The organism is Aneurinibacillus aneurinilyticus ATCC 12856, from assembly GCF_000466385.1.
GTDB classification, from domain to species: Bacteria; Bacillota; Bacilli; order Aneurinibacillales; family Aneurinibacillaceae; genus Aneurinibacillus; species Aneurinibacillus aneurinilyticus.
The window spans coordinates 1-19,606 of the sequence record NZ_KE952723.1; the positions used below are offsets into that span (position 1 = coordinate 1).

At 45.9% G+C, this 19,606-nt stretch carries 21 protein-coding genes; 17 read left to right on the forward strand and 4 right to left on the reverse strand.

What is annotated here, in order from left to right; all coding sequences use genetic code 11:
* Nucleotides 1–52: 52 nt before the first annotated feature.
* Nucleotides 53–547 carry a hypothetical protein gene (locus HMPREF0083_RS05785; protein ID WP_021620199.1) on the reverse strand — a complete coding sequence of 165 codons (495 nt, stop codon included), beginning with the start codon at nucleotides 545–547 and terminating at the stop codon, nucleotides 53–55.
* A gap of 265 nt (nucleotides 548–812) precedes the next feature.
* Between HMPREF0083_RS05785 and HMPREF0083_RS05790 the strand changes: the two genes are divergently transcribed.
* The 10 genes from HMPREF0083_RS05790 to HMPREF0083_RS05835 all read left to right on the forward strand — a co-directional run bounded on the left by HMPREF0083_RS05790 (nucleotide 813) and on the right by HMPREF0083_RS05835 (nucleotide 9,170).
* A complete protein-coding gene (locus HMPREF0083_RS05790; protein ID WP_021620201.1) occupies nucleotides 813–1,250 on the forward strand; it encodes a hypothetical protein in 438 nt (145 codons plus the stop codon).
* 542 nt (nucleotides 1,251–1,792) lie between these two features.
* On the forward strand, nucleotides 1,793–2,434 hold the full coding sequence (locus tag HMPREF0083_RS05795; RefSeq protein WP_240961185.1) for a site-2 protease family protein: 642 nt from the start codon (nucleotides 1,793–1,795) through the stop codon (nucleotides 2,432–2,434).
* Nucleotides 2,435–2,449: 15 nt separating this feature from the next.
* Nucleotides 2,450–3,205, forward strand: coding sequence for a segregation and condensation protein A (locus HMPREF0083_RS05800; RefSeq protein ID WP_021620204.1), 756 nt, complete (start codon nucleotides 2,450–2,452; stop codon nucleotides 3,203–3,205).
* Nucleotides 3,205–3,792 (forward strand): SMC-Scp complex subunit ScpB, encoded by a 588-nt coding sequence (gene scpB, locus HMPREF0083_RS05805; RefSeq protein WP_040301669.1) that lies wholly within the window; start codon nucleotides 3,205–3,207, stop codon nucleotides 3,790–3,792. The genes HMPREF0083_RS05800 and scpB overlap by 1 nt, the downstream gene beginning before the upstream one ends.
* 107 nt (nucleotides 3,793–3,899) lie before the next feature.
* On the forward strand, nucleotides 3,900–4,385 hold the full coding sequence (locus HMPREF0083_RS05810) for a PH domain-containing protein (protein WP_040301645.1): 486 nt from the start codon (nucleotides 3,900–3,902) through the stop codon (nucleotides 4,383–4,385).
* Complete coding sequence (locus HMPREF0083_RS05815) at nucleotides 4,372–5,847, forward strand: PH domain-containing protein (protein WP_021620207.1); 1,476 nt, start codon at nucleotides 4,372–4,374, stop codon at nucleotides 5,845–5,847. Before HMPREF0083_RS05810 ends, HMPREF0083_RS05815 begins: the two co-directional genes overlap by 14 nt.
* A 295-nt stretch (nucleotides 5,848–6,142) precedes the next feature.
* Entirely contained in the window at nucleotides 6,143–7,246 is a 1,104-nt protein-coding gene (locus tag HMPREF0083_RS05820) for a D-alanyl-D-alanine carboxypeptidase family protein (protein WP_370952927.1), read from the forward strand.
* On the forward strand, nucleotides 7,247–7,831 hold the full coding sequence (locus tag HMPREF0083_RS05825) for a nucleoside recognition domain-containing protein (protein WP_021620209.1): 585 nt from the start codon (nucleotides 7,247–7,249) through the stop codon (nucleotides 7,829–7,831).
* The gene (locus HMPREF0083_RS05830; protein ID WP_021620210.1) at nucleotides 7,831–8,364 is read left to right on the forward strand and encodes a spore maturation protein; all 534 of its coding nucleotides are present in this window, start codon (nucleotides 7,831–7,833) and stop codon (nucleotides 8,362–8,364) included. The genes HMPREF0083_RS05825 and HMPREF0083_RS05830 overlap by 1 nt, the downstream gene beginning before the upstream one ends.
* 92 nt (nucleotides 8,365–8,456) lie before the next feature.
* Nucleotides 8,457–9,170: a pseudouridine synthase gene (locus HMPREF0083_RS05835; RefSeq protein ID WP_021620211.1), complete on the forward strand. Its 714-nt coding sequence runs from the start codon at nucleotides 8,457–8,459 to the stop codon at nucleotides 9,168–9,170.
* A 67-nt stretch (nucleotides 9,171–9,237) separates the two neighbouring features.
* On the opposite strand, the gene HMPREF0083_RS05840 is transcribed toward HMPREF0083_RS05835, so the two are convergent.
* Nucleotides 9,238–9,432, reverse strand: coding sequence for a hypothetical protein (locus tag HMPREF0083_RS05840; protein ID WP_040301647.1), 195 nt, complete (start codon nucleotides 9,430–9,432; stop codon nucleotides 9,238–9,240).
* A 323-nt stretch (nucleotides 9,433–9,755) separates the two neighbouring features.
* Here HMPREF0083_RS05840 and HMPREF0083_RS05845 point away from each other — a divergent pair, with 323 nt between their 5' ends.
* The 3 genes from HMPREF0083_RS05845 to ccsB are packed head-to-tail and all read left to right on the forward strand — an operon-like array spanning nucleotide 9,756 to nucleotide 13,143.
* Nucleotides 9,756–10,280 (forward strand): redoxin domain-containing protein, encoded by a 525-nt coding sequence (locus HMPREF0083_RS05845; protein WP_021620213.1) that lies wholly within the window; start codon nucleotides 9,756–9,758, stop codon nucleotides 10,278–10,280.
* Nucleotides 10,281–10,303: 23 nt separating this feature from the next.
* Nucleotides 10,304–11,926, forward strand: a complete 1,623-nt coding sequence (gene resB, locus HMPREF0083_RS05850; RefSeq protein ID WP_021620214.1) for a cytochrome c biogenesis protein ResB — start codon at nucleotides 10,304–10,306, stop codon at nucleotides 11,924–11,926.
* 26 nt (nucleotides 11,927–11,952) lie between these two features.
* Nucleotides 11,953–13,143, forward strand: a complete 1,191-nt coding sequence (gene ccsB, locus HMPREF0083_RS05855) for a c-type cytochrome biogenesis protein CcsB (protein ID WP_040301673.1) — start codon at nucleotides 11,953–11,955, stop codon at nucleotides 13,141–13,143.
* Nucleotides 13,144–13,203: 60 nt separating this feature from the next.
* Here the strand turns inward: ccsB and HMPREF0083_RS05860 are convergent, their stop codons facing one another.
* A complete protein-coding gene (locus HMPREF0083_RS05860; protein WP_021620216.1) occupies nucleotides 13,204–13,434 on the reverse strand; it encodes a hypothetical protein in 231 nt (76 codons plus the stop codon).
* Between the two features lie 183 nt (nucleotides 13,435–13,617).
* On the opposite strand from HMPREF0083_RS05860, the gene HMPREF0083_RS05865 reads away from it, so the two are divergent.
* Genes HMPREF0083_RS05865 through HMPREF0083_RS05875 form a run of 3 tightly spaced genes read left to right on the forward strand, consistent with a single transcriptional unit; the run spans nucleotide 13,618 to nucleotide 17,336 of the window.
* Nucleotides 13,618–14,331 (forward strand): response regulator transcription factor, encoded by a 714-nt coding sequence (locus HMPREF0083_RS05865; protein WP_021620217.1) that lies wholly within the window; start codon nucleotides 13,618–13,620, stop codon nucleotides 14,329–14,331.
* Complete coding sequence (locus HMPREF0083_RS05870) at nucleotides 14,332–16,134, forward strand: sensor histidine kinase (RefSeq protein ID WP_021620218.1); 1,803 nt, start codon at nucleotides 14,332–14,334, stop codon at nucleotides 16,132–16,134. It abuts the gene before it with no gap.
* Nucleotides 16,131–17,336 carry a DEAD/DEAH box helicase gene (locus HMPREF0083_RS05875; RefSeq protein WP_021620219.1) on the forward strand — a complete coding sequence of 402 codons (1,206 nt, stop codon included), beginning with the start codon at nucleotides 16,131–16,133 and terminating at the stop codon, nucleotides 17,334–17,336. The genes HMPREF0083_RS05870 and HMPREF0083_RS05875 overlap by 4 nt, the downstream gene beginning before the upstream one ends.
* A gap of 88 nt (nucleotides 17,337–17,424) precedes the next feature.
* On the opposite strand, the gene HMPREF0083_RS05880 is transcribed toward HMPREF0083_RS05875, so the two are convergent.
* Nucleotides 17,425–17,829, reverse strand: coding sequence for an acyl-CoA thioesterase (locus HMPREF0083_RS05880; protein ID WP_021620220.1), 405 nt, complete (start codon nucleotides 17,827–17,829; stop codon nucleotides 17,425–17,427).
* A gap of 135 nt (nucleotides 17,830–17,964) precedes the next feature.
* Between HMPREF0083_RS05880 and HMPREF0083_RS05885 the strand changes: the two genes are divergently transcribed.
* Nucleotides 17,965–19,335, forward strand: a complete 1,371-nt coding sequence (locus HMPREF0083_RS05885) for a gluzincin family metallopeptidase (RefSeq protein WP_021620221.1) — start codon at nucleotides 17,965–17,967, stop codon at nucleotides 19,333–19,335.
* Nucleotides 19,336–19,606 lie beyond the last annotated feature (271 nt).

Consider the following 19,606-nt stretch of genomic DNA (forward strand, 5'->3'; position numbering starts at 1 on the left):
AGATTCGGTAGAATCTAAGTGGTGGGTAGTTGACTTTCTTTCATGGTGTAAGTTATTTAGATCTCCTTTTGGTTGTAATGATCTCCTTTTTGATTTCTTTTCCTTTCCCTTCTTTCCATTCTATTGTTATTTCTGCTTTTCTAATCTTTTGTTCAAATTCATCCCATGTATAATTAATATTACTTCCACCGTATACGTATTTACCAAAAACATCCTCCCTTAGTTGCTCTTTTGTTATAAGTTCGCTACCGGGGCCACCATCTAAGGATTCAATTTTTGTATCGTATTTCAAATAAGTAAGATTCATTTTGTTCTTAGGTTGTATAGCCCCACTTGTTACGTATCCTTTTTCGTTATTAAACATTTTTTCTTTGTATATAACTGTTACAACTCCCTTCCAATTTGTGGACTCACCTTCTAAAAAAATCTTTTGTTCTTCTATTACTGTGTTCTGTTCCGAGGTTGCCTGTTCTGTATTTTTACCATTACAAGCAACTAATGAGAAAACTAGGCAAAGAAACATAAAACCAAGCGATATTTTTTTCATAAGAACCTCCTAAAGTAAGGTACATAAAACGCCTTTTTCAGTAATTGAAAAATCTTATAAATATTCTAACAGTAAAAGAAGGGATTTGTTATATTTTGTCTATATACATCTGGTTTGGCAAATCGACAAACTTTTGTGGTAGGAGGTAAGAAAAGACGGAGAAAATCAGAGACTAGAAAAAGACACACTGGCCTTTCTTCTGCTGGAGCGCAGGGCGCACCAAACCTCTTCTTTGTCCGAATCTCCTACTTCCAACCGAGCTATCATGTCAAACTGTCAAGTGCAACTTATATATGATGCAAGAGATAATAACGAAAACGCAGGATCAAATTTTCGCCAATGGATTTGGATGTGGGCTTCTAAGACAACAAAAAACGGCAAAACATATACAAAGGCTACTAAATATCAAGTGAGATATGATTTACTTGCTACACCTGTAACTATTAATCAAGGAAAATTAACAGCCAAAACGGAAGGTACTAAACTTTCTGGCGGAACCTATTTTAACCAAACTGATCCAAATCCTAGTGTTTGGAGTAATCCATCATTTGGTACTTACTATAACAAAACAGCACCAGCGTGGGATTATGTACTGACTGATGGTGTAAGTGTGGGATTTACCGGAGCAGTATTAGAGACGAACTATACGATCCGTAGCACCCCTGCAACTTTAAGATTAACAATAGCTATAGGTACTACTTAAGGAACAAATCGAGTTAAAGCGGTAAAATAAGATTGAGAAGTCCTTTGAGAGAAAAATCTCTTGAAGGGCTTCTTTGTTATTATCATACATAAAGGTAGAATCTGAACAATTTGCATTCCTCGAATCATCATGTTGATGTCGAAATATCAAGTATTATTTATATAAAATCACACCTGTTGATTATTCATAAGGTGGAAGATTCTCGAGCGATTGCCCCGGCCAGGCGAAAAAGGACAGCAATTGTCTCCCTCCTCGCGTCTACCCAGATGTTTTGCGGTCCCGCCTGGCTGAGGCAAAAAGCGGCCCTCTATGCTTCCGTGTGGGAGACGAACCGACGCCTGGGCACGGTGTGATGACGATCCACTCTGGATCGTACTGGATAATCAACATCCTTGATAGAAAATAAAACGGCAAAACCGCAGAATTGCTACATCTTGCAGGCATATGGTAGAATGAGTTGCGGCTTCATATATGCTGTTCGATATCTTGAATCAAAAAAAGTATATCCGTATAGAAAAATGATAGGAAAAGGGGGAACGGTGTTGTTTAATTTTGACTGGGATTCATTGCTATACCGGATTATTGCCTTTGTTATCGCCTTTTCGATTCATGAATGGGCGCACGCATTTGTAGCGTACAAGCTTGGCGATAATACGGCAAAAAATGAAGGGCGTCTGACGTTGAATCCGATTAGCCACGTCGAGCCGATTGGTATGCTGATGATTTTATTCGGCCCGTTCGGCTGGGCGCGGCCGGTTCCGGTGAATATGTTTCATTTCCGTGGCAACCGTCGCCTGGGGATGGTGCTTGTAGCGATAGCTGGCCCTCTGACCAATCTGATTCTCGCCTTTTTATTTTTGCAGGCGGGCTGGTACTTGGCGACAACGAATATTATGAATGCGTGGCCGGCATGGGCGGCTACACTAGTCAGCAATACGATTACCTGGAGTTTTGCAATTAATGTAGCGCTATTCGTATTTAACTTGCTACCGGTGGCACCGCTAGACGGTTCGAAAATTTTCCGCTATATTTTGCCACGGCGTTTCGACCATTTTTTTGAGCGGATGGAGCCATATGGTATGTTTGTGCTGTTGCTCCTGATTTTCATTCCTGGTCTTGGCTCAATTGTGCTGTATCAGCCGTATGAATGGGTACAGAACGCACTGTTTTCTTTGATAAGATAGAGAGGTGGACGTTTGATGGGAGTCGACATCAAACTGGATTCGTTTGAAGGTCCGCTTGATTTGCTGTTGCATTTAATCGACCGGGCAGAAGTAGATATTTATGATATACCGGTCGTAGAAATTACCGACCAATATATGAATCATCTATACATTATGCAAGAACTGCAGCTTGATGTAGCCAGCGAGTTCCTTGTTATGGCGGCTACGCTGCTCGCTATTAAGAGCAAAATGTTACTACCTAAGCGAGAAGAGCAGATGTTTGACGAGTGGGGGATTGAGCCGTATGAAGAAGAGGAAGATCCCATGGAAGAACTGGTACAACGTCTGCTAGAATACAAAAAATATAAACAGCTTGCAGAGACGTTCCGTGAGCGGGAAAAGGAACAAAGCAGGGTATACACGCGACCAGCAGAGGATTTAAGCCAGTTCGTTCCCGAGGAAGAAAATCCGATTTCAAATGTTACGATCTATGACCTGGTGGATGCGTTGCAAAGAGCGTTGAAACGCGTGAATCGTAAGGATCAAGCAGTGAAAGTACAGCGCGATGAGATTTCATTGAAGGACCGCATGAAAGAAATCGAACAGGTGTTAGCCATTGCGGGCGGTCGTGTATCTTTTTTGCAATTGCTGGAGAAGCAAGAATCGAAAATTGAAATTGTAACAACATTCCTTGCGCTGTTGGAGATGATGAAAAAGCGGTCCGTCGTTTGTCAACAGGATGGACTGTTTAAAGAAATCATGGTGTCGCGGATGCAGGAGGATGCAATATGATCGATGTAGGAAAGTTAAAGGCGATTGTAGAAGGGTTATTGTTCGTAGCTGGTGATGAAGGAATCGAAGCGAAGCAGCTGGCGACCGTTCTGGATTTGGAACTTCATGAGGTGGTCGCGTTAATGGATGAGATGAAGCATGACTACAAAGAACAGCAGCGCGGGTTACAAATCGTCGAGATTGCACAGGCATATCAGTTTACGACAAGACCGGAGTTTGCCGAATATTTCGAGAGGCTGGCCTACACTCCGTCACATGCTACGCTGTCCCAGGCAGCGCTGGAGACAATGGCTATTATTGCATATAAGCAACCGATTACGCGGCTTGAACTGGAAGAGATTCGTGGTGTGAAGTGCGAGAGTTCCATTTCCCGTCTCATAAGCAAGAATCTTATTAAAGAGGTGGGACGGGCTGATACAATAGGTCGTCCGATTTTATATGGGACAACGAAAGAGTTCCTTGAGTACTTCGGCTTGCGCAACCTGGATGAGCTGCCGCCTCCACCCGATTTTTCAGCGGAAGGGACGGATGTAGAGCAGGAGGCGTATTTGTTCTATAAAAAAGATAAAGAAGATACTACGTCCTGAGCGAAGGTTCGTTCAGGATATTTTTCTTATAAACCAAGAAACTTTCCTTTTTGATAAAGCGTAAAAGGAAGGAAAGAAGTGAGGACATCGCTAAGAAAGGAGTACATATGGATAAACATGAAACGCTCTGGCAACGAATCGATCGAAGGGCACCCAGGGTATGGCGTTTTGTAAATGGTATCGTGTCGGCAGCATTGTGGCTGGTGGTCGCGGGTGGAGTCGTATTGCATCTGATGGTAGGAATGCCCCGCATTATCGTATGGCTGCTAGCTGCAGGAGCGCTTTTACATTTGATAGTAGAAGTGATTATACTGCCGGAACGCAGTTGGCGTAGATGGCGCTACTATATTAACGAGGATGAAATACATTTGCGCTGTGGTGTACTAATCGTCAAACAGACTGTGATTCCGATGGTACGGGTGCAGCACGTGGATACGAAACAAGGGCCGTTCCTGCGGCGTTACGGCCTAGCAGGTGTGACGTTTTCCACCGCGGCGGGCAGCCATGAGATTCCAGCTCTTTCCGTTGAAGTGGCTGATGAAGTGCGTGATGCGATTGCACGTCTAGCGAGGGTTTCTGATGAAGATGTCTGAGCCGCGCCGAATGCACCCTATTGCCGCCCTGTTGTCAGGACTGCGTGCTTTGCGTGAAATGCTGCTTCCGCTCGCTATTTTGTTTATATCAAGCCTCTTTAAAGGTGAGATGAACGAGGGGAAGGATTTGCTATGGAGATTTGGCAGCACAGGAATTATCGTCGTTGGTACGCTGTTGTGGGGATTTCTTGCCTGGCGTAGATATCGTTATTCTGTGGAAGAGGGTGAACTGCGGGTTGAGCATGGCGTACTTGTTAAAAAACGGAATTTTATTGCCAAGCAGCGCATTCAGACGGTAGACTTCGCAGAGCCTTTGCTGCATCGGCTGTTCGGTGTAGTGAAAGTAACCGTAGAAACAGCTGGTGGAGAGAAGCCTGAAGCGGTGCTTACCGCAGTCACACGGGAGGAAGCAGAACGGTTGAAGCAGGAGTTGATGTTCAACCGGAATGCCAATGCAGATGCTGTACAGGGAGAGGAAACGAAGGCGAGCCCTGGGGAGTGCGCGGAGACAGAGCCTGACTTCGTATATCGGCTGCCTGTAAAACGATTAGTCATATACGGTGCTACATCCGGTGGACTGGGCATAGTGCTATCGTTGTTTGCTGCCGGGTTTTCTCAGATAAGCAATGAATTGCCGTACGACAGGATTTTTGCTTTTTTTAATCATTTCGTCCTCTCTGCGCTGCTTATCCTTGCGTTTCTCATTTTGCTTGTAGCCTGGTTTTTAGGCGTGGCGGGTGTGATGTTAAAATACGGTGGATTTACGTTGACAAAGACAGGGGATAAGCTGCTAATTTCGCGGGGATGGCTTGAGCGTCGCCAATTGACTGTTTCGATGAAGCGGGTACAGGCGGTTCGCATTACAGAAGGGCTTCTACGCCAGCCTTTCGGGCTGGTAACTGTTCAGGTTGATACGGCGGGATACGGAGCAGCTAAGGGTGAGACAACCGTACTGTTCCCATTGCTGCGCCGGACTGAAGCATTCATGATGATTGAGCGTGTACTTCCAGGCTTCTGTGTGCAGACAGATTTGCAATCATTGCCGCGCCGGGCTGCAGGTTATTATATGTTGCGGTGGGGAATAATAGCTTTGGCCGTTTGTTTCGCAACTTTTCTGTGGACAACTAATCCATGGCGCTATGGAGCTGTTCTGCTTATCCTGCCTGCAGTGCTATTCGGCTGGTTGCAGTATCGGGCTGGGGGTTTTGCAATGCATGGACATAAGACGCTTGTGCTTAGGAGTCGCCGTATTGCCAAAACGACCAGTTTCATTCCTCGTAGACGCATTCAGTTTGCATATTTGCGGAGAATGCCGTGGCAGCGTCCTGCTCACCTTGCTTCGTATGCAGCGGTTATCGTTTCCGGTAAGTCCGGAGCTAAGCTTGCGGTTCAGCATATAGAAGAAACAGACGGACAACGTTTATATGATTGGATACGTACGGATCGTAAACGAGAAGAGTAGTGAAATAGATAAAGAGCAGAAGCCTATAATCGGCCTCTGCTCTTTTCTATTTTACATATAGGCTATTTCCGCATGAATGCGCGGAGTTTTTTTATAAAAGAAAGCAGCGGTTGGTTGTGGTCATAATCTTGTGGACAGCCCATATACATATATAGAATTCATAGAATTCACCAAACCGCAGTGTGATGATACTGCATCGACCCGGATTTGCAAAGTGAAACTTCACTCAATGGGAGGAATTACTGCTCGTTAAGGCGGGATAAAGGACAAACCGTTGAGGATGGGGAGGATTCGTGTGAGGAAACTCGTGATGGTACTGATTGTCAGCTTGCTGGCTCTACCTCAACTTGTACAGGCTGCAGAACCCGCTCCACCGCCTGTATCCGCAGAAACAGCCGTTTTGATTGATGTTACCAGTGGCCGGATCCTGGCGGAGAAGCAAGGCGAAAAAAAGATGAGGATCGCAAGCTTGACGAAAATCATGACCGCTATCGTAGCACTGGAGGAAGGGAATAGCCAGGATATCGTTACAACGTCAGACAAGGCCTATGCTAAGGAAGGCTCCTCCATTTATCTGAAACGTGGTGAGAAGATGAAAATGGAGGATATGCTGTATGGATTAATGCTCCGTTCCGGTAACGATGCGGCAGTGGCTATCGCTGAACATGTCGGCGGATCGGTCGAAGGCTTTGCCCGTTTGATGAATGAGAAAGCAGAGTATTTAGGCATGCAGTCCAGCCATTTCACAAATCCGCACGGGCTTGATGACAGCAATAATCATTATTCTACCGCGCGGGATATGGCTGTACTAACCGCGTATGCGCTTCGTAATCCTGAATTCCGCAAGATTGTCTCCGCTGAGGTCAAAAGCATTCCGTGGGAAGGCGAGAAGTGGGAACGCAAGTTATTAAACAAGAATAAAATGTTGCGTCTGTATAAAGGGGCAGACGGAGTAAAAACCGGGTACACAAAACTTGCAAAGCGTTGCCTTGCTTCGTCTGCATCCCGTAATGGACAGCAGCTCGCCGTCATCGTTCTGAATGCACCTAATGATTGGGACGATTCGATGAGCTGGCTTGATTACGGATTCAGCAATTATCCGCTTACCGAGATTATCAAGGATAAACAGCGGATGGGAGAAGAAAAGCAAGCGGATGGAGTGCTTGCCTATTACAGCAGTCGGTCGTTCTCCTATCCGCTGAGTGAGGAAGAAAAGTCATTAGTCGACGTACGGCTTGTACGTAACATCAACCAGCCGTTTCTAGAAATTACTCTGGGTACATCGGTGTTAGCAAGAATAAAGCTTACGATGGAGCAGGAGACGATGGCACAGGCGCTCAGCAATCGCTTCACGTCGAATCTGGAGTCGTTCATACGAACGATGCTGGAGGGGATGTAGATGGTTAATTATATTTGGGCAGGCATGATTCTTATCGGAATTGCGACTGCGTTTTTTAATGGAAGCGCAGAAGCGGTTAATAAAGCGATATTCGAAGGAGCCAAAACGGGTGTTACGATTACATTTGGGTTGATTAGTATTCTGGTTTTTTGGATGGGGGTGATGAAAGTGGCGGAAGAGGCGGGATTACTAAAACAGATGGCCCGCCTGCTCGGCCCGCTAGCTCGTTGGCTGTTTCCGACCATACCGAAAGATCATCCGGCATTCGGCTATATTCTCTCCAACATGACGGCCAATTTGTTCGGATTGGGCAATGCGGCGACCCCGATGGGCATTAAGGCGATGCAGGAGCTGCAGAAGCTTAATCCAAAGCCGGATACGGCCACACCGGCGATGTGTACACTGCTGGCGCTGAACACGTCAAGCATGACGTTGATTCCGACGACGATTATCGCAATCCGCATGAATTATAATTCGGCTAATCCTGCGGACATTGTCGGTACAACACTGCTTGCCACATTCATTGCCACCTGTAGCGCCATCGTAATCGATAGATGGTATCAGCGAAAGGAGCGGAGACGGTAATGTATGCGATTGTCGGGCAAGCTTCCATATGGGCGATTCCGTTGCTTCTATCTTATGTGCTCGCCTATGCGTTATATAAAAGAGTACCTGTGTATGATATGTTCGTATCCGGTGCCAAAGGAGGCTTCGGAACAGCCATTCGCATTATGCCGTCTCTTGTCGGCATGATGGTGGCGATTACGATATTTCGGGAATCAGGCGCACTCGATTTGTTGTTGAAGACGCTTCGGCCGTTGCTTGATTTGCTGCATTTTCCATCGGAAGTGCTGCCTCTTTCGCTTCTTCGACCGATAACCGGTTCGGGTTCGCTCGCGATTACGACAGACCTAATCGCTCAGCATGGTCCAGATTCGTACATCGGACGTCTGGCGAGCACCATTCAAGGAAGCACGGACACGACGCTCTATGTATTAACGGTATACTTCGGTGCGGTGGCGGTGCGCCATACAAAATATGCACTTAAGGTTGGTTTGATGGCAGATTTTGTAGGAGTAGTTGCTTCTCTTCTTGTTGTGTGGCTTGTATTTGGATAAACTCCTGTTTCCTTGATGAAACGGGAGTTTTTTGCTTGTACGTTGTGTCTGAATAAAGAGAGAGGTATGATGAGAGAGGAGGTGGGTAAGAAATGGAACGATTACAAAAAATTATGGCTCAGGCGGGTGTGGCTTCACGTAGAAAGTGCGAGGAATTGATTGTTTCGGGGCGTGTAAAAGTGAACGGTGTTACCATACAGGAGCTTGGTTATAAAGCTGATGCCGTCCATGACGAAATTGAAGTGGACGGGAAAAAAATTGCCCGTGAAAACCATGTGTATTTTCTGTTGAATAAGCCAACCGGCTATATTACATCTGTTACTGATCCACAGGGACGAAAGACGGTACTTGATTTAATGAAAGGGATAGAGGAGCGGATTTACCCGGTGGGGCGTCTTGATTATGATACGTCCGGTTTGCTGCTGCTTACGAACGACGGTGAGTTCGCTAACCGCATTACGCATCCGCGCCATGAATTGGACAAAGTGTATGAAGCAACAGTAAGGGGAAGGATGGAGGAAGACGCACTTATACAGCTTAGACAGGGGATTGCGCTTGAAGATGGGATGACTGCACCGGCTGGCGCTGTACGGCTACGCTTCAATGAGAAAAGTAAAACGACCCTTATCCGTCTTACCATTCATGAAGGCAGGAACCGCCAAGTCCGACGGATGTGTGAAGCGGTTGGGCATCCGGTCAGAAAATTAAAGCGTGTAAGGTTGGCATTTTTGACGCTGGAAGGGGTACCTGAAGGAGGATATCGGCCTTTAACAGCGGAAGAAGTGGCTCGCTTATATGCATTATAAGAAAGAACAGCATAAAAAAATGGCTGAGAATCGCCATTTCTTTGTTGTTAGATATTTATGCACTGCACTACCAGCTAATATCATCGATGTCTGCACGGGAAATAACCTCGAACAGCTCCTGCTTGTTCGGTACGATGAGAATTACTTGTTCGTCTGTTACGTTGTATAAATCGCCCGTTACTTGCTGCCCCTTGGCATGTACTGTAACAGTTGCGTGACGCTGCAGCAAAGCGTTCCACTGCATTTCCGTCGGAATCATCATGCGTGCACCTCTTTTCTTTTTCGAGCGTACCAGCCGGATGCGGCTGTAAGATAAATTCAATTCTACAACGAATAAATACATATGTAAATAAATATTTATGCATTTGTTTTTCGCGAAATGAATCGTGAGTGTTCATACGTTTGCAAGAAAAATAAAGTGAGGTAAGCTAGTGGAGTAAGAATTATGAGGAAGGTTTGCTGTCACCAAACGTTCAAAAAATAGATGAAGTATTAAATTTTATAACCGTTATAATTGTGTATAGTTATCCTTGATTTAACAATGAAAATGGCAGCTTTTGTATATGCTAAGGAGGTTGCTTGTGTATGAAGACGCGCAAAATAACGCGGCTGTTTGTGCTGGCCGTCATCGTTTTGGCTGTCGGCTGGACGTTTTACACTGCTTATTTCAAAGATAAGACGACCGTGCAAGTTGGCAAGCCTGTACCCGATTTTGTAGCTCAACAAATCGGCGGTGAAAAGGTGCAGCTAAGTCAGCTAAAAGGTAAAGCGGTCGTGCTGAACTTTTGGGGTACATATTGTCCGCCCTGCCGCGAAGAAATGGCTGACTTAAACAGGGCATCGAAAGAGTTTGCAAATAAAGATGTTGTCATTCTTGCCATTAATGTAGGTGAATCAGAAATTCCGATTCAATCATTTGCCCGTCAGTATAAGCTGGATGCACTGCCCTTATTAATGGACCCAGCTCGTGCCATTACCCGTAAATACCAGATTGGCCAAATGCCATCTACTTTTTTCGTGAGGGCGGATGGAACGCTCTATAAGCATATCGTAGGCGGTCCGATGTCGTACAAAACGATCCAGGATAATATGCAGCAGATTGTTCCGTGAGAAAGATGAGGTGAGGTGATGTCATGTTGGACAATGTAAAATGTGAATGCGGACACGCAAATCCGGTCGGAACGACACTGTGCGAGTCATGTGGCGCGCCGCTTGCGGACGGAACCGCTGCCAATCAGAAACTGGACATGCGTTATGAAGGGGCTGCCCGTCGTTCACAAGTCTATCAGAAAACGATTGTTGATCGCGTATGGAACTTCTTCTCTTCCGTGCGGAATGCGGTCATAATGATTGTATTGACGCTTATCGCGTCAGCCATTGGAACGATTTTTCCGCAGGAGCGCTACATTCCGGTACCAAAACCGGCGGAACAATACTATCCGGAGGCGTATGGAACCCTTGGTCTTATTTATTACAAGCTCGGCTTTCATAATTTGTATTCTTCATGGTGGTTTATTGCGCTCATGCTCGGAATCGGAATTTCGCTTGTCATATGCAGTTTGGACCGTGTCGTTCCCCTGTATCGTGCGCTAAAGAAGCAGCGTGTAAAGCGGGATAAAAAATTCCTGCAGATTCAAAAGGTTAACGCAGAACTCGACGCTTCCGGTAAAGATGCGGAGCAGCTGGCCGCAGCGCTTGAGGAATCGCTGAAAAAAAAGCGCTATCATGTACGTCGTGAACAAAACGCCCTGCTTGGAGAAAAAGGCAGATTCAGCCGTTGGGGCCCCTATATTAACCATATTGGACTGATTATTTTTCTGGCAGGCTGTCTCATGCGGTTGATTCCGGGTTTTTATCTTGATCAGTACGTATGGGTGCGTGAAGGGCAAACCGTTCCTGTGCCGGAGACGAACTATTATCTCAAAAGCGTGGAATTTGTGAAGGAATATTATCAGGATGATGAATTTCCGGAGAAGCTCGATCTGGATGGTGTTGTCGTGAAGGAGTACAAAACGAAAGCGGTACTCTATGAAAATGAAAATGCCAGTATTCCAGGTGCGGAACCGAAATTAAAGCAGGTAGCACAGCATGATATTCAAGTAAACCATCCATTAAAATACGAAGGATTATTACTATATCAATCAGGAGAACAGGAAAATCAACTACAGGCGTTGAATTTAAAACTTATGGATACAGCTACCAAGCAGTCATTGGGCAGTGTAAAGCTGGATTTGCTTTCGCCGGCAAAAGAAGTGAAAGCAAGCAAGGATGTAACGGTTCAGGTGCTGCAGTATTTTCCTGATTTTGCACTGGATGAGAATAAGCAGCCGATTACAAAATCGACTGAACCGAACAATCCGGCGTTTATCGTTAATACGATTTCACCTAAGACGCCGAACGGCGAGAAACAATGGATTTTCCTAGGGAATACGTTGACGGCCGACGGCAAAGAACCGATTATAACGTATGCGTTCGCTAAGCCGGATCTGGTCGACATGAGTGGCTTGATGGTACGCAAGGATAATAGTATTCCGGTTATTTTCTTCGGTGCAGCCATCAGTATGATAGGGCTTGTGATGGGCTTTTATTGGCAGCATCGCCGTATCTGGTTCCAGACGGAAGGGGATAAGCTATTGGTAGCTGCGCATACGAACAAAAACTGGTTTGGTGTAAAAAATGAAGTTGTGAAGATTTTAGAGGCGAACGGGTATCATATCTCTGCCGCGCAATTGGAGAAGGAGGCTAAACAATCGTGAGTAATCTCATCGGTCTCAGCAATACTATGTTGACCATCGCATTTATTTTTTATTGTATTGCGACCATTCTGTTTTTCGTTGCTGTGACGGGCAAAAGCTTCCGTAATCGCACGCCCGAGGGGCACGGCAAACGGTTCGGCCGCATCGCGTATGCGACGGCGGTCCTTGGCTTCCTTGCGCACGCCGTATTTATCGGAATGCGCTGGTACATAGGGGGGCATATTCCTACGAGCAATATGTTTGAGTTCATGCAATTCCTTGGCTTCGCGATGACGCTTGCGTTTTTGGGAATATATCTCATTTACCGCATCCCACTTATCGGCGCCTTTGTCATGCCGTTCAGCGTAATTGTTGTCGCCTATGCGGCTGTGTTTCCACGTGAGGTGACGCCTCTTATCCCCGCGCTGCAGAGCTACTGGCTGCAAATTCATGTGTCGACGGCAGCGCTTGGCGAAGGAGCATTTGCGGTCGGCTTCGCCGGTGGACTGATGTATTTGCTGCGCACAGTCAATTTGAAAGAAAATTCGGCGTCGGCTGTCTGGCTGGAAATTGTCATGTGGGTTATCTGTGCGCTTATTGCCTTCATTGTTCTTGTTTTCTCTTTCCAATTGGCAGGATATAAGACGACGTTTAAGGCGCCGTTTCAAATGTCGACCGGCCAGGTGGTCGAGTCACAGGTGAAATATCATATGCCTGCGATTGTCGGGCCTAAGGACGGGACGCTGGAGACTACGGATAAGATGAAACCGTGGTTTGAAGCACCGGCCTTTATGAAAGGGAATCAGGCAGCGCGCAAGTTCAATACACTGATCTGGTCCGTGGCTGGCGGTACGCTACTGTACGGTGTCGCACGGCTGGCATTCCGTCGGAGAATTTCCGCTGTAGCAAGCAAATGGGTACAGGATTTGGAGCCAGAGTTGGTTGATGAGATTAGCTACCGGGCTGTAGCTATCGGATTTCCGATTTTTACGCTTGGTGCTTTGATTTTCGCGATGATATGGGCACATGAAGCATGGGGGCGCTTCTGGGGATGGGATCCGAAGGAAGTGTGGGCGCTTATTACGTGGTTGTTCTATAGCGCGTATCTCCATCTGCGTCTCTCGCGGGGCTGGCAGGGCAAGAAATCGGCATGGATGGCTGTTATCGGTTTCATCCTTGTTATGTTCAACCTTGTCTTTGTTAACCTTGTTATCTCAGGTCTTCATTCTTATGCATGATGTTAAGATAAGAAAAAGCGCCCTGCTATACATCTTTCAAGCAGGGCGCCTTTTTCGCTCCTATTCGAAATCGTCCGGGTTTTTTTCTTCAAGTTCGTCGTCTTGCATCAGATTTTCGGTACGGTTTTCATAATGGCTTTCTGGACGATGGGAGCTTTGCGGGTTGTCGCCCATCTGCGAATACGTATCATCGTCTTCGATGACGCCACTATTGTAGGCGTTCATAATTTCCTGCTGAACGATTTTTTCACCTTCGGCATCATAGCGAATATTTTGTTCCGGCTTTTTCATAAAAGCTCACTCCTTTCGCTCTTATATTGTTTCCACGAAACTGTGTATTAAAACAAAAGCTTGTATTTTGCAACCCGGGTAACATATAATTTGAACGATTATAGCCACAATTCACTGTTAAAAATGGTAAAATAAGCAGAAAAGCAGTCTTTGCATTGAAAATGTCAACTGAGGTGAGAGTAAATGAATCAGCAAGCCAAAGTGCTTGTAGTAGACGACGAAGAACGTATTCGTCGGCTGCTGAGAATGTATTTGGAAAGAGAAGATTTTATTATCGAAGAAGCAGAAGATGGAGAGAAAGCATTGGATATGGCGCTTTCCAACGATTATGATGTGATTTTGCTTGACCTGATGCTACCAGGCATTGACGGTATCGAAGTATGCACCCGGCTGCGTGAGCAGAAGGCAACGCCTATTATCATGCTAACCGCTAAGGGTGAGGAAGTGAACCGTGTTCAAGGCTTCGAGTCAGGGACGGATGACTATGTAGTGAAGCCGTTCAGTCCACGAGAAGTTGTATTTCGGGTGAAAGCGTTATTGCGTCGTTCATCTGCGACCGCGTTTCTTACGACATCAAGCAGTTCGCATAATGTGCTTGTTTTCCCGGAACTGTCTATTGACCATGATGCCCACCGTGTAACCGTATCCGGTGAAGAAGTCAGCTTGACGCCGAAGGAATATGAGCTTTTGTATTATTTGGCGCGTAATCCAGACCGCGTATTTTCCCGCGAGGATTTGCTTAAGGATGTATGGCACTATGAATTCTTCGGCGATCTTAGAACCGTGGATACTCATATCAAACGTCTGCGCGAGAAATTGAATAAGATTTCTCCTGCCGCGGCTAATATGATCGCGACTGTATGGGGAATCGGGTATAAGCTTGAGGTGCCGAAGTAAGTGTTAAACCAGGTCGTTATTAAGCTCTGGATTACGATTATCGGATTAGTTGCTGTTGTGCTCACCGTGCTTAGCCTGACGCTGATGTCTTTTCTGGACGGATTCTATGAGCGGCAGCGCACAGAAGATCTGAAACAGTTGGCGCAGAATATGGCGCATGTCATTCTTAGCTATAAAGATCATGAGAAAACGCTTAACATTGCCAAAGAGCTGGTAGATGTTTATGATACTCGCATGGTTATCACCGGTTCACTCGGTAACTATGTACAAGGAAAAAACGCCCCGAGGGACGCTTCCATACCAGAGGTGAGAGCGGAAGAGTTTCTGAAGCATCCGGTGCTTAAGCAGGCACAGATTAATGATCGCATTGCGGTAACGCGTGATTTCTTTCCGGTTATCGAGCAAGGCAGCACCCTTCCGCATTATGAGGAGTTTGTCGCCGTAGCCGTTCCGCTCCATTCTTCGACGCTCAAAAATGAATTGATTTTGTATCAGACGATGAAGGAGCTTCGAGAGACGACATATAAGACCACGCGGCTAATTTTCTATGCGGCAGCCATCGGTATCGTATTGTCAACGTTTTTCGCTTTTTTCCTATCATCACGTGTCACCCAACCGTTGCGCTCGATGAAAAAAGCGGCGGATTTGTATGCGCAGGGGGATTTCTCTACACAGATTTCCATCCGAACGAATGATGAAATCGGTGATCTGGCCGCTACAATTAATCATATGGCAAAGCGTCTGAACGATTTGATTGTGGCACTATCCCGCGAGAAAGAACAGCTGGCCAGCGTACTGAGCAGTATGGTGGACGGTGTCATGACTTTCGACAATACGGGTCGCATGATTGTTACCAACCCGCCTGCCGATGAATTAATGAAGGCATGGAAGTACGAGCAGAACGAAGGAGGGAGAGAGGGCCTTCCCCCTTCGATGAAATCCATTTTGGAGCAAGTCCTGAAGCATCAAAAAGAAGTGGTAGCAGATGTTATCATACAAGGACGTATTTATGCTGTCGTTATGGCTCCATTGTATGATGACCAGCAGGTGCGCGGAGCAGTAGCCGTTTTGCGTGATATGACACAGGAACGTCGTCTGGATAAGCTGCGCAAGGATTTTCTTGCCAACGTATCGCATGAATTGCGTACTCCACTCGTTATGCTGCAAGGATACAGCGAGGCGATTGTTGATGATGTGGCCCAGTCGGAGGAAGAGAAAAAGGAGCTTGCACAGATTATTTATGACGAGTCATTGCGTATGTCCCGGCTTGTGAATGAATTGCTAGATTTGGGCCGTATGGAGGCTGGACACATTCAGCTTGAAATCCAGTCAGGAAACCTGCTCCAGCTGGAGGATAAGATTATTCGTAAATTTAACGGTGTAGCAAAAGAGCAGGGAATTCATTTACAGATGGATTGGCAAGCAGAGGATGGCGTGTTCCAATTCGATGCCGACAGGATGGAGCAAGTACTTACCAATCTTATAGACAATGCCATTCGTCATACGGGTGAAGGAGGAACGATTACACTCCGTACGCTCTTTAAAGATGGAACATATACAATTGAAATAGAAGACACAGGAAGCGGGATTCCGGCCGAGGATTTACCGTTTGTGTTCGAGCGTTTCTACAAGGCCGACAAAGCGCGGACGCGCGGACGCGCCGGTACAGGTCTTGGATTGTCGATTGTAAAAAATATTGTAGAGGGCCACCAGGGAACGATTGGCGTGCGTAGCAAGCTGGGAGAAGGGACAACATTCTCCATTCAGTTGCCGGTTCAGCCTGAGGAAGGAAAACGCGGATGAAAACATTTGCTGAGAGCGGGCTTGCCCCTTTTCTACTGGAAGGGCTCGCTGAGATAAACATTAAAATCCCTACACCGATTCAGCAGCAAGCTATCCCGCTTCAACTGGCGGGTTACAGCGTGGTCGGCGAATCGCAGACAGGTACAGGCAAAACGCTTGCCTATTTGCTTCCGCTTCTGCAAGAGATTCATGCGGACGCTTCCACAACCCAGGCGCTTATTCTCGCACCTACCCGTGAGTTAACCGTACAAATTCGTCATGTATTGGAAGCTTTATGTAGAGGGACGAATATTCGGTTTCAAATTATTATGGGCGGTGTAGATATTAAGCGCCAGATTGAAAAGCTGAAGCAAAAACCGCACATCATTATCGGTTCACCGGGCCGCATCTATGATCTGATTGAGAAGAAAAAGCTAAAAGTCCATGAAGTGAAAAGGCTTGTTATTGATGAGGCGGATCAGATGCTTGAATCAGGCGCCGTCCGTGAAGTCGAAGCGGTCATGCAACGCACACCACGCACAAGGAAGCTGTCTGTATTTTCGGCCACGATTTCGCCTATGGTAGAAGAGTGGGGGAGCAAGTGGACAGAAGAAGAGCTGAAAGTTATCAAAATTCAGGAGAAGTCTCGCTTGCCCAAGCTTATCGAACACTATTTTATTGTAACACCGGAGCGGGAAAAATTCGAAACGCTGCGTCGGTTGTTACAGGCACTACAGCCGGAGCGTGCGCTCATTTTCGTGAAGAAGTTGCATCTGGTAGGCGATATTGCAAACTGGCTTGCTGCCAAAGAAGTGGCTATCGCCGGTATTCATAGCGAAACGAAAAAGGCGGAACGAGAGCAGGCCATGAACAAGATTCGTAAAGGTGAACTTCGGTATCTCGTTACGACAGACTTGCTGGCCCGGGGCCTTGATATCGACGATGTAACGCATGTAATTAACTTTGACTTGCCGTTCGATGCGGATGGCTACATCCATCGTGCGGGCCGTACTGGTCGTGCGGGTAAAGGTGGCATGGCAGTGACGCTTTTGGAGCCGAAAGAAAAATTCATGGCAGGTAAGCTTGCCAAGCAGCTTCATATTGAAATTCAGGAACAGATGCTATTCCGTGGTGAGCTTGTGCCGCCTAAGAAACCTTCCTCCCGTCCTCCGTTCAAAAAGAAACCGAACATCAAAACAAAAAAGCATACTAGGAGAAAGTAGACAAAAACAGCCGATCCTATCAGGGATCGGCCATTTCATTTCTTTGTTGAAAAGGGGCGGGCGAGGGCGCCTGCGAGCTTCTCTTAATTTATGAAGCCGAATGGGCGAACAGGCGTGCCAACTCCTCGGGAACTGGACGGCTTGTACGTGTATTACTGTCCATCGTTACGCTTGTGACAAGCGCATCTGCTACCAGTTCGTTTCGCTGGTTATAGATTTCCTGTTTTAATGTATAGCTTGTTCTCCCCAGCCTCTCCGGTCTGGTTGTAATGGTAAGCCGATCATTTTGTATGCACTCTTTGCGGTAATTGATCGTAATGTTAACAGTAACGGTTTGAATGCCAAGCTCAAGAAATGTATTGTAAGGCAGGTTCGCCTGTTCATACCATTCTTCACGTCCCCACTCTAGGTATTCCAGGTATTTAGCGTTATTGACATGGCCATTTACATCGATTTCCGTAGAACGAACAATAATCTCTAATGAGGCTTCCACTGTTTTCCCTCCTGCATATCAACTTTTCTCTTCATTGTACCTTCTTGTGAAAGATATGCCAACTTTCGTTTTGCTTACCGGGTAGGTGGTAATGAAGATGGATGATATATAAAAATTAGAGGTGAATGCAAACGAATGAAAGCGCTGAGAAAACTTGGTTTGCTCTTTCTTTTGTCGCTTCTCCTCTTGAGCGGTTTTTTCACGATAAATAAAGAAGAAAATCCAAGCGCCATACTTGCAGGCATTGTACATGATCTTCAGGAGAACGAGTGGATTGCTTCTGTATTGGCGGAAGATAAGCTGGATGTGCTCAGTGAAAAATCGGCAAGAGGAGAAGCGTATCGTGAGATCCAACAGATGCTGGATGCTTGGTCAAAGGCGGTAGGAAGTCAAAATCCGCAGCAGATGGATAACATAATGGAACATAGTGGACAGGAAAATATGGCACAAAGGTTAGCCATGGCTCCGATATTAGACGTACGAATAAAATTGAAGGGGGCAGGAAATCTAATCCAGAATGGGGCTGAATGTTCGCTAAAAGGTCTTAAAACGGAAGTGAAGTATCGGTATAGGGGCGGAAAAAAAAGTGAATGGTATACGATGGAGCGTTCTTTTGACGTAAAGCAGACAGAGCAGGGCATGTGGAAAGTTACTCGTTATATACCAATCGATTCACCTGCGTTTTTTGAGATAGGGGAGACAAAAACAAAAAAAACAGAGAATTTCCTATTTCTTTACCATGATAAAAATGAAAACGATATGCCTGCCATTATGGAAAAAACAGAACGCGCTTACGTGGAAATAGGCAGGCGATTGAGTATTAAGGGCAACCCTCCCTATCCTGTACTTGTATACCCTGAAGAAAATTTATGGCAGGGTGGGCATACGGTGGCAACAGCTTCAGGCCAATATTTCCTCAATGCTGCCGGCTATAAGGTAACAAACCAGTTTATTTCCTTGAATTTCGAAGCACTACAGAATTCGTCACAGGATGGTTCAGTGTACACGACGCTTAAGCATGAAATCGTACATCTTTATCAATTTCCACAATTGCCCCCATATGTACCTGTATGGCTAATGGAAGGGATGGCCATGTATTATAGTGATGATAATATGTCATACGTTTTTGATGGGGAGTCCGGGCAGCGGCGCCTGCGTGAGATTAATTTGTCCAGTCTGACCGCCAGTGAACGTCTCGGCGAGAATGGGTTTGGCGTCAATGGCCGTAAGCAGCAGCAGGAATATGCATTTTCCTATAATACGGTACGCTACATTGTAGAGATGTATGGAGAAGATACGTTGCAGGAGCTGATCGCATCATATAGCAATACACCGTGGTATAAGATTAAAGATGATATTCCATTCGAAGATAAGGATGCGAACTACAAGTGGAAAAAGGTCACAACAAGGTTGACAGATGAATATTTGGAGAAGCATCTTGGTATAAACGAACATGAGCTTGAAGCGCGCGTAAAACGATGGATTTCTGATAAGAACACAAATTGATCACATTTTTATCAAAAAAAGTTCTTAGCTATGACACGATATGGTTACAATTTTCCTGTAAAGTAAAAGCATCAGGAGGTGAGCAAAAGCCTTAAATGGACGGTATGCTGCTTATGTGATGAAGAAAATGAAATGACATCAAAAGACCAATAAACGAGCAAAACGCCTGTACGATACCACAGCAAAACCCTACCGTCTATAGCATAGGAAAACCAACCAATTACTAAAAATGTTAACCATTAAAAAAATAATATAAGCTTCACGCTTCTTC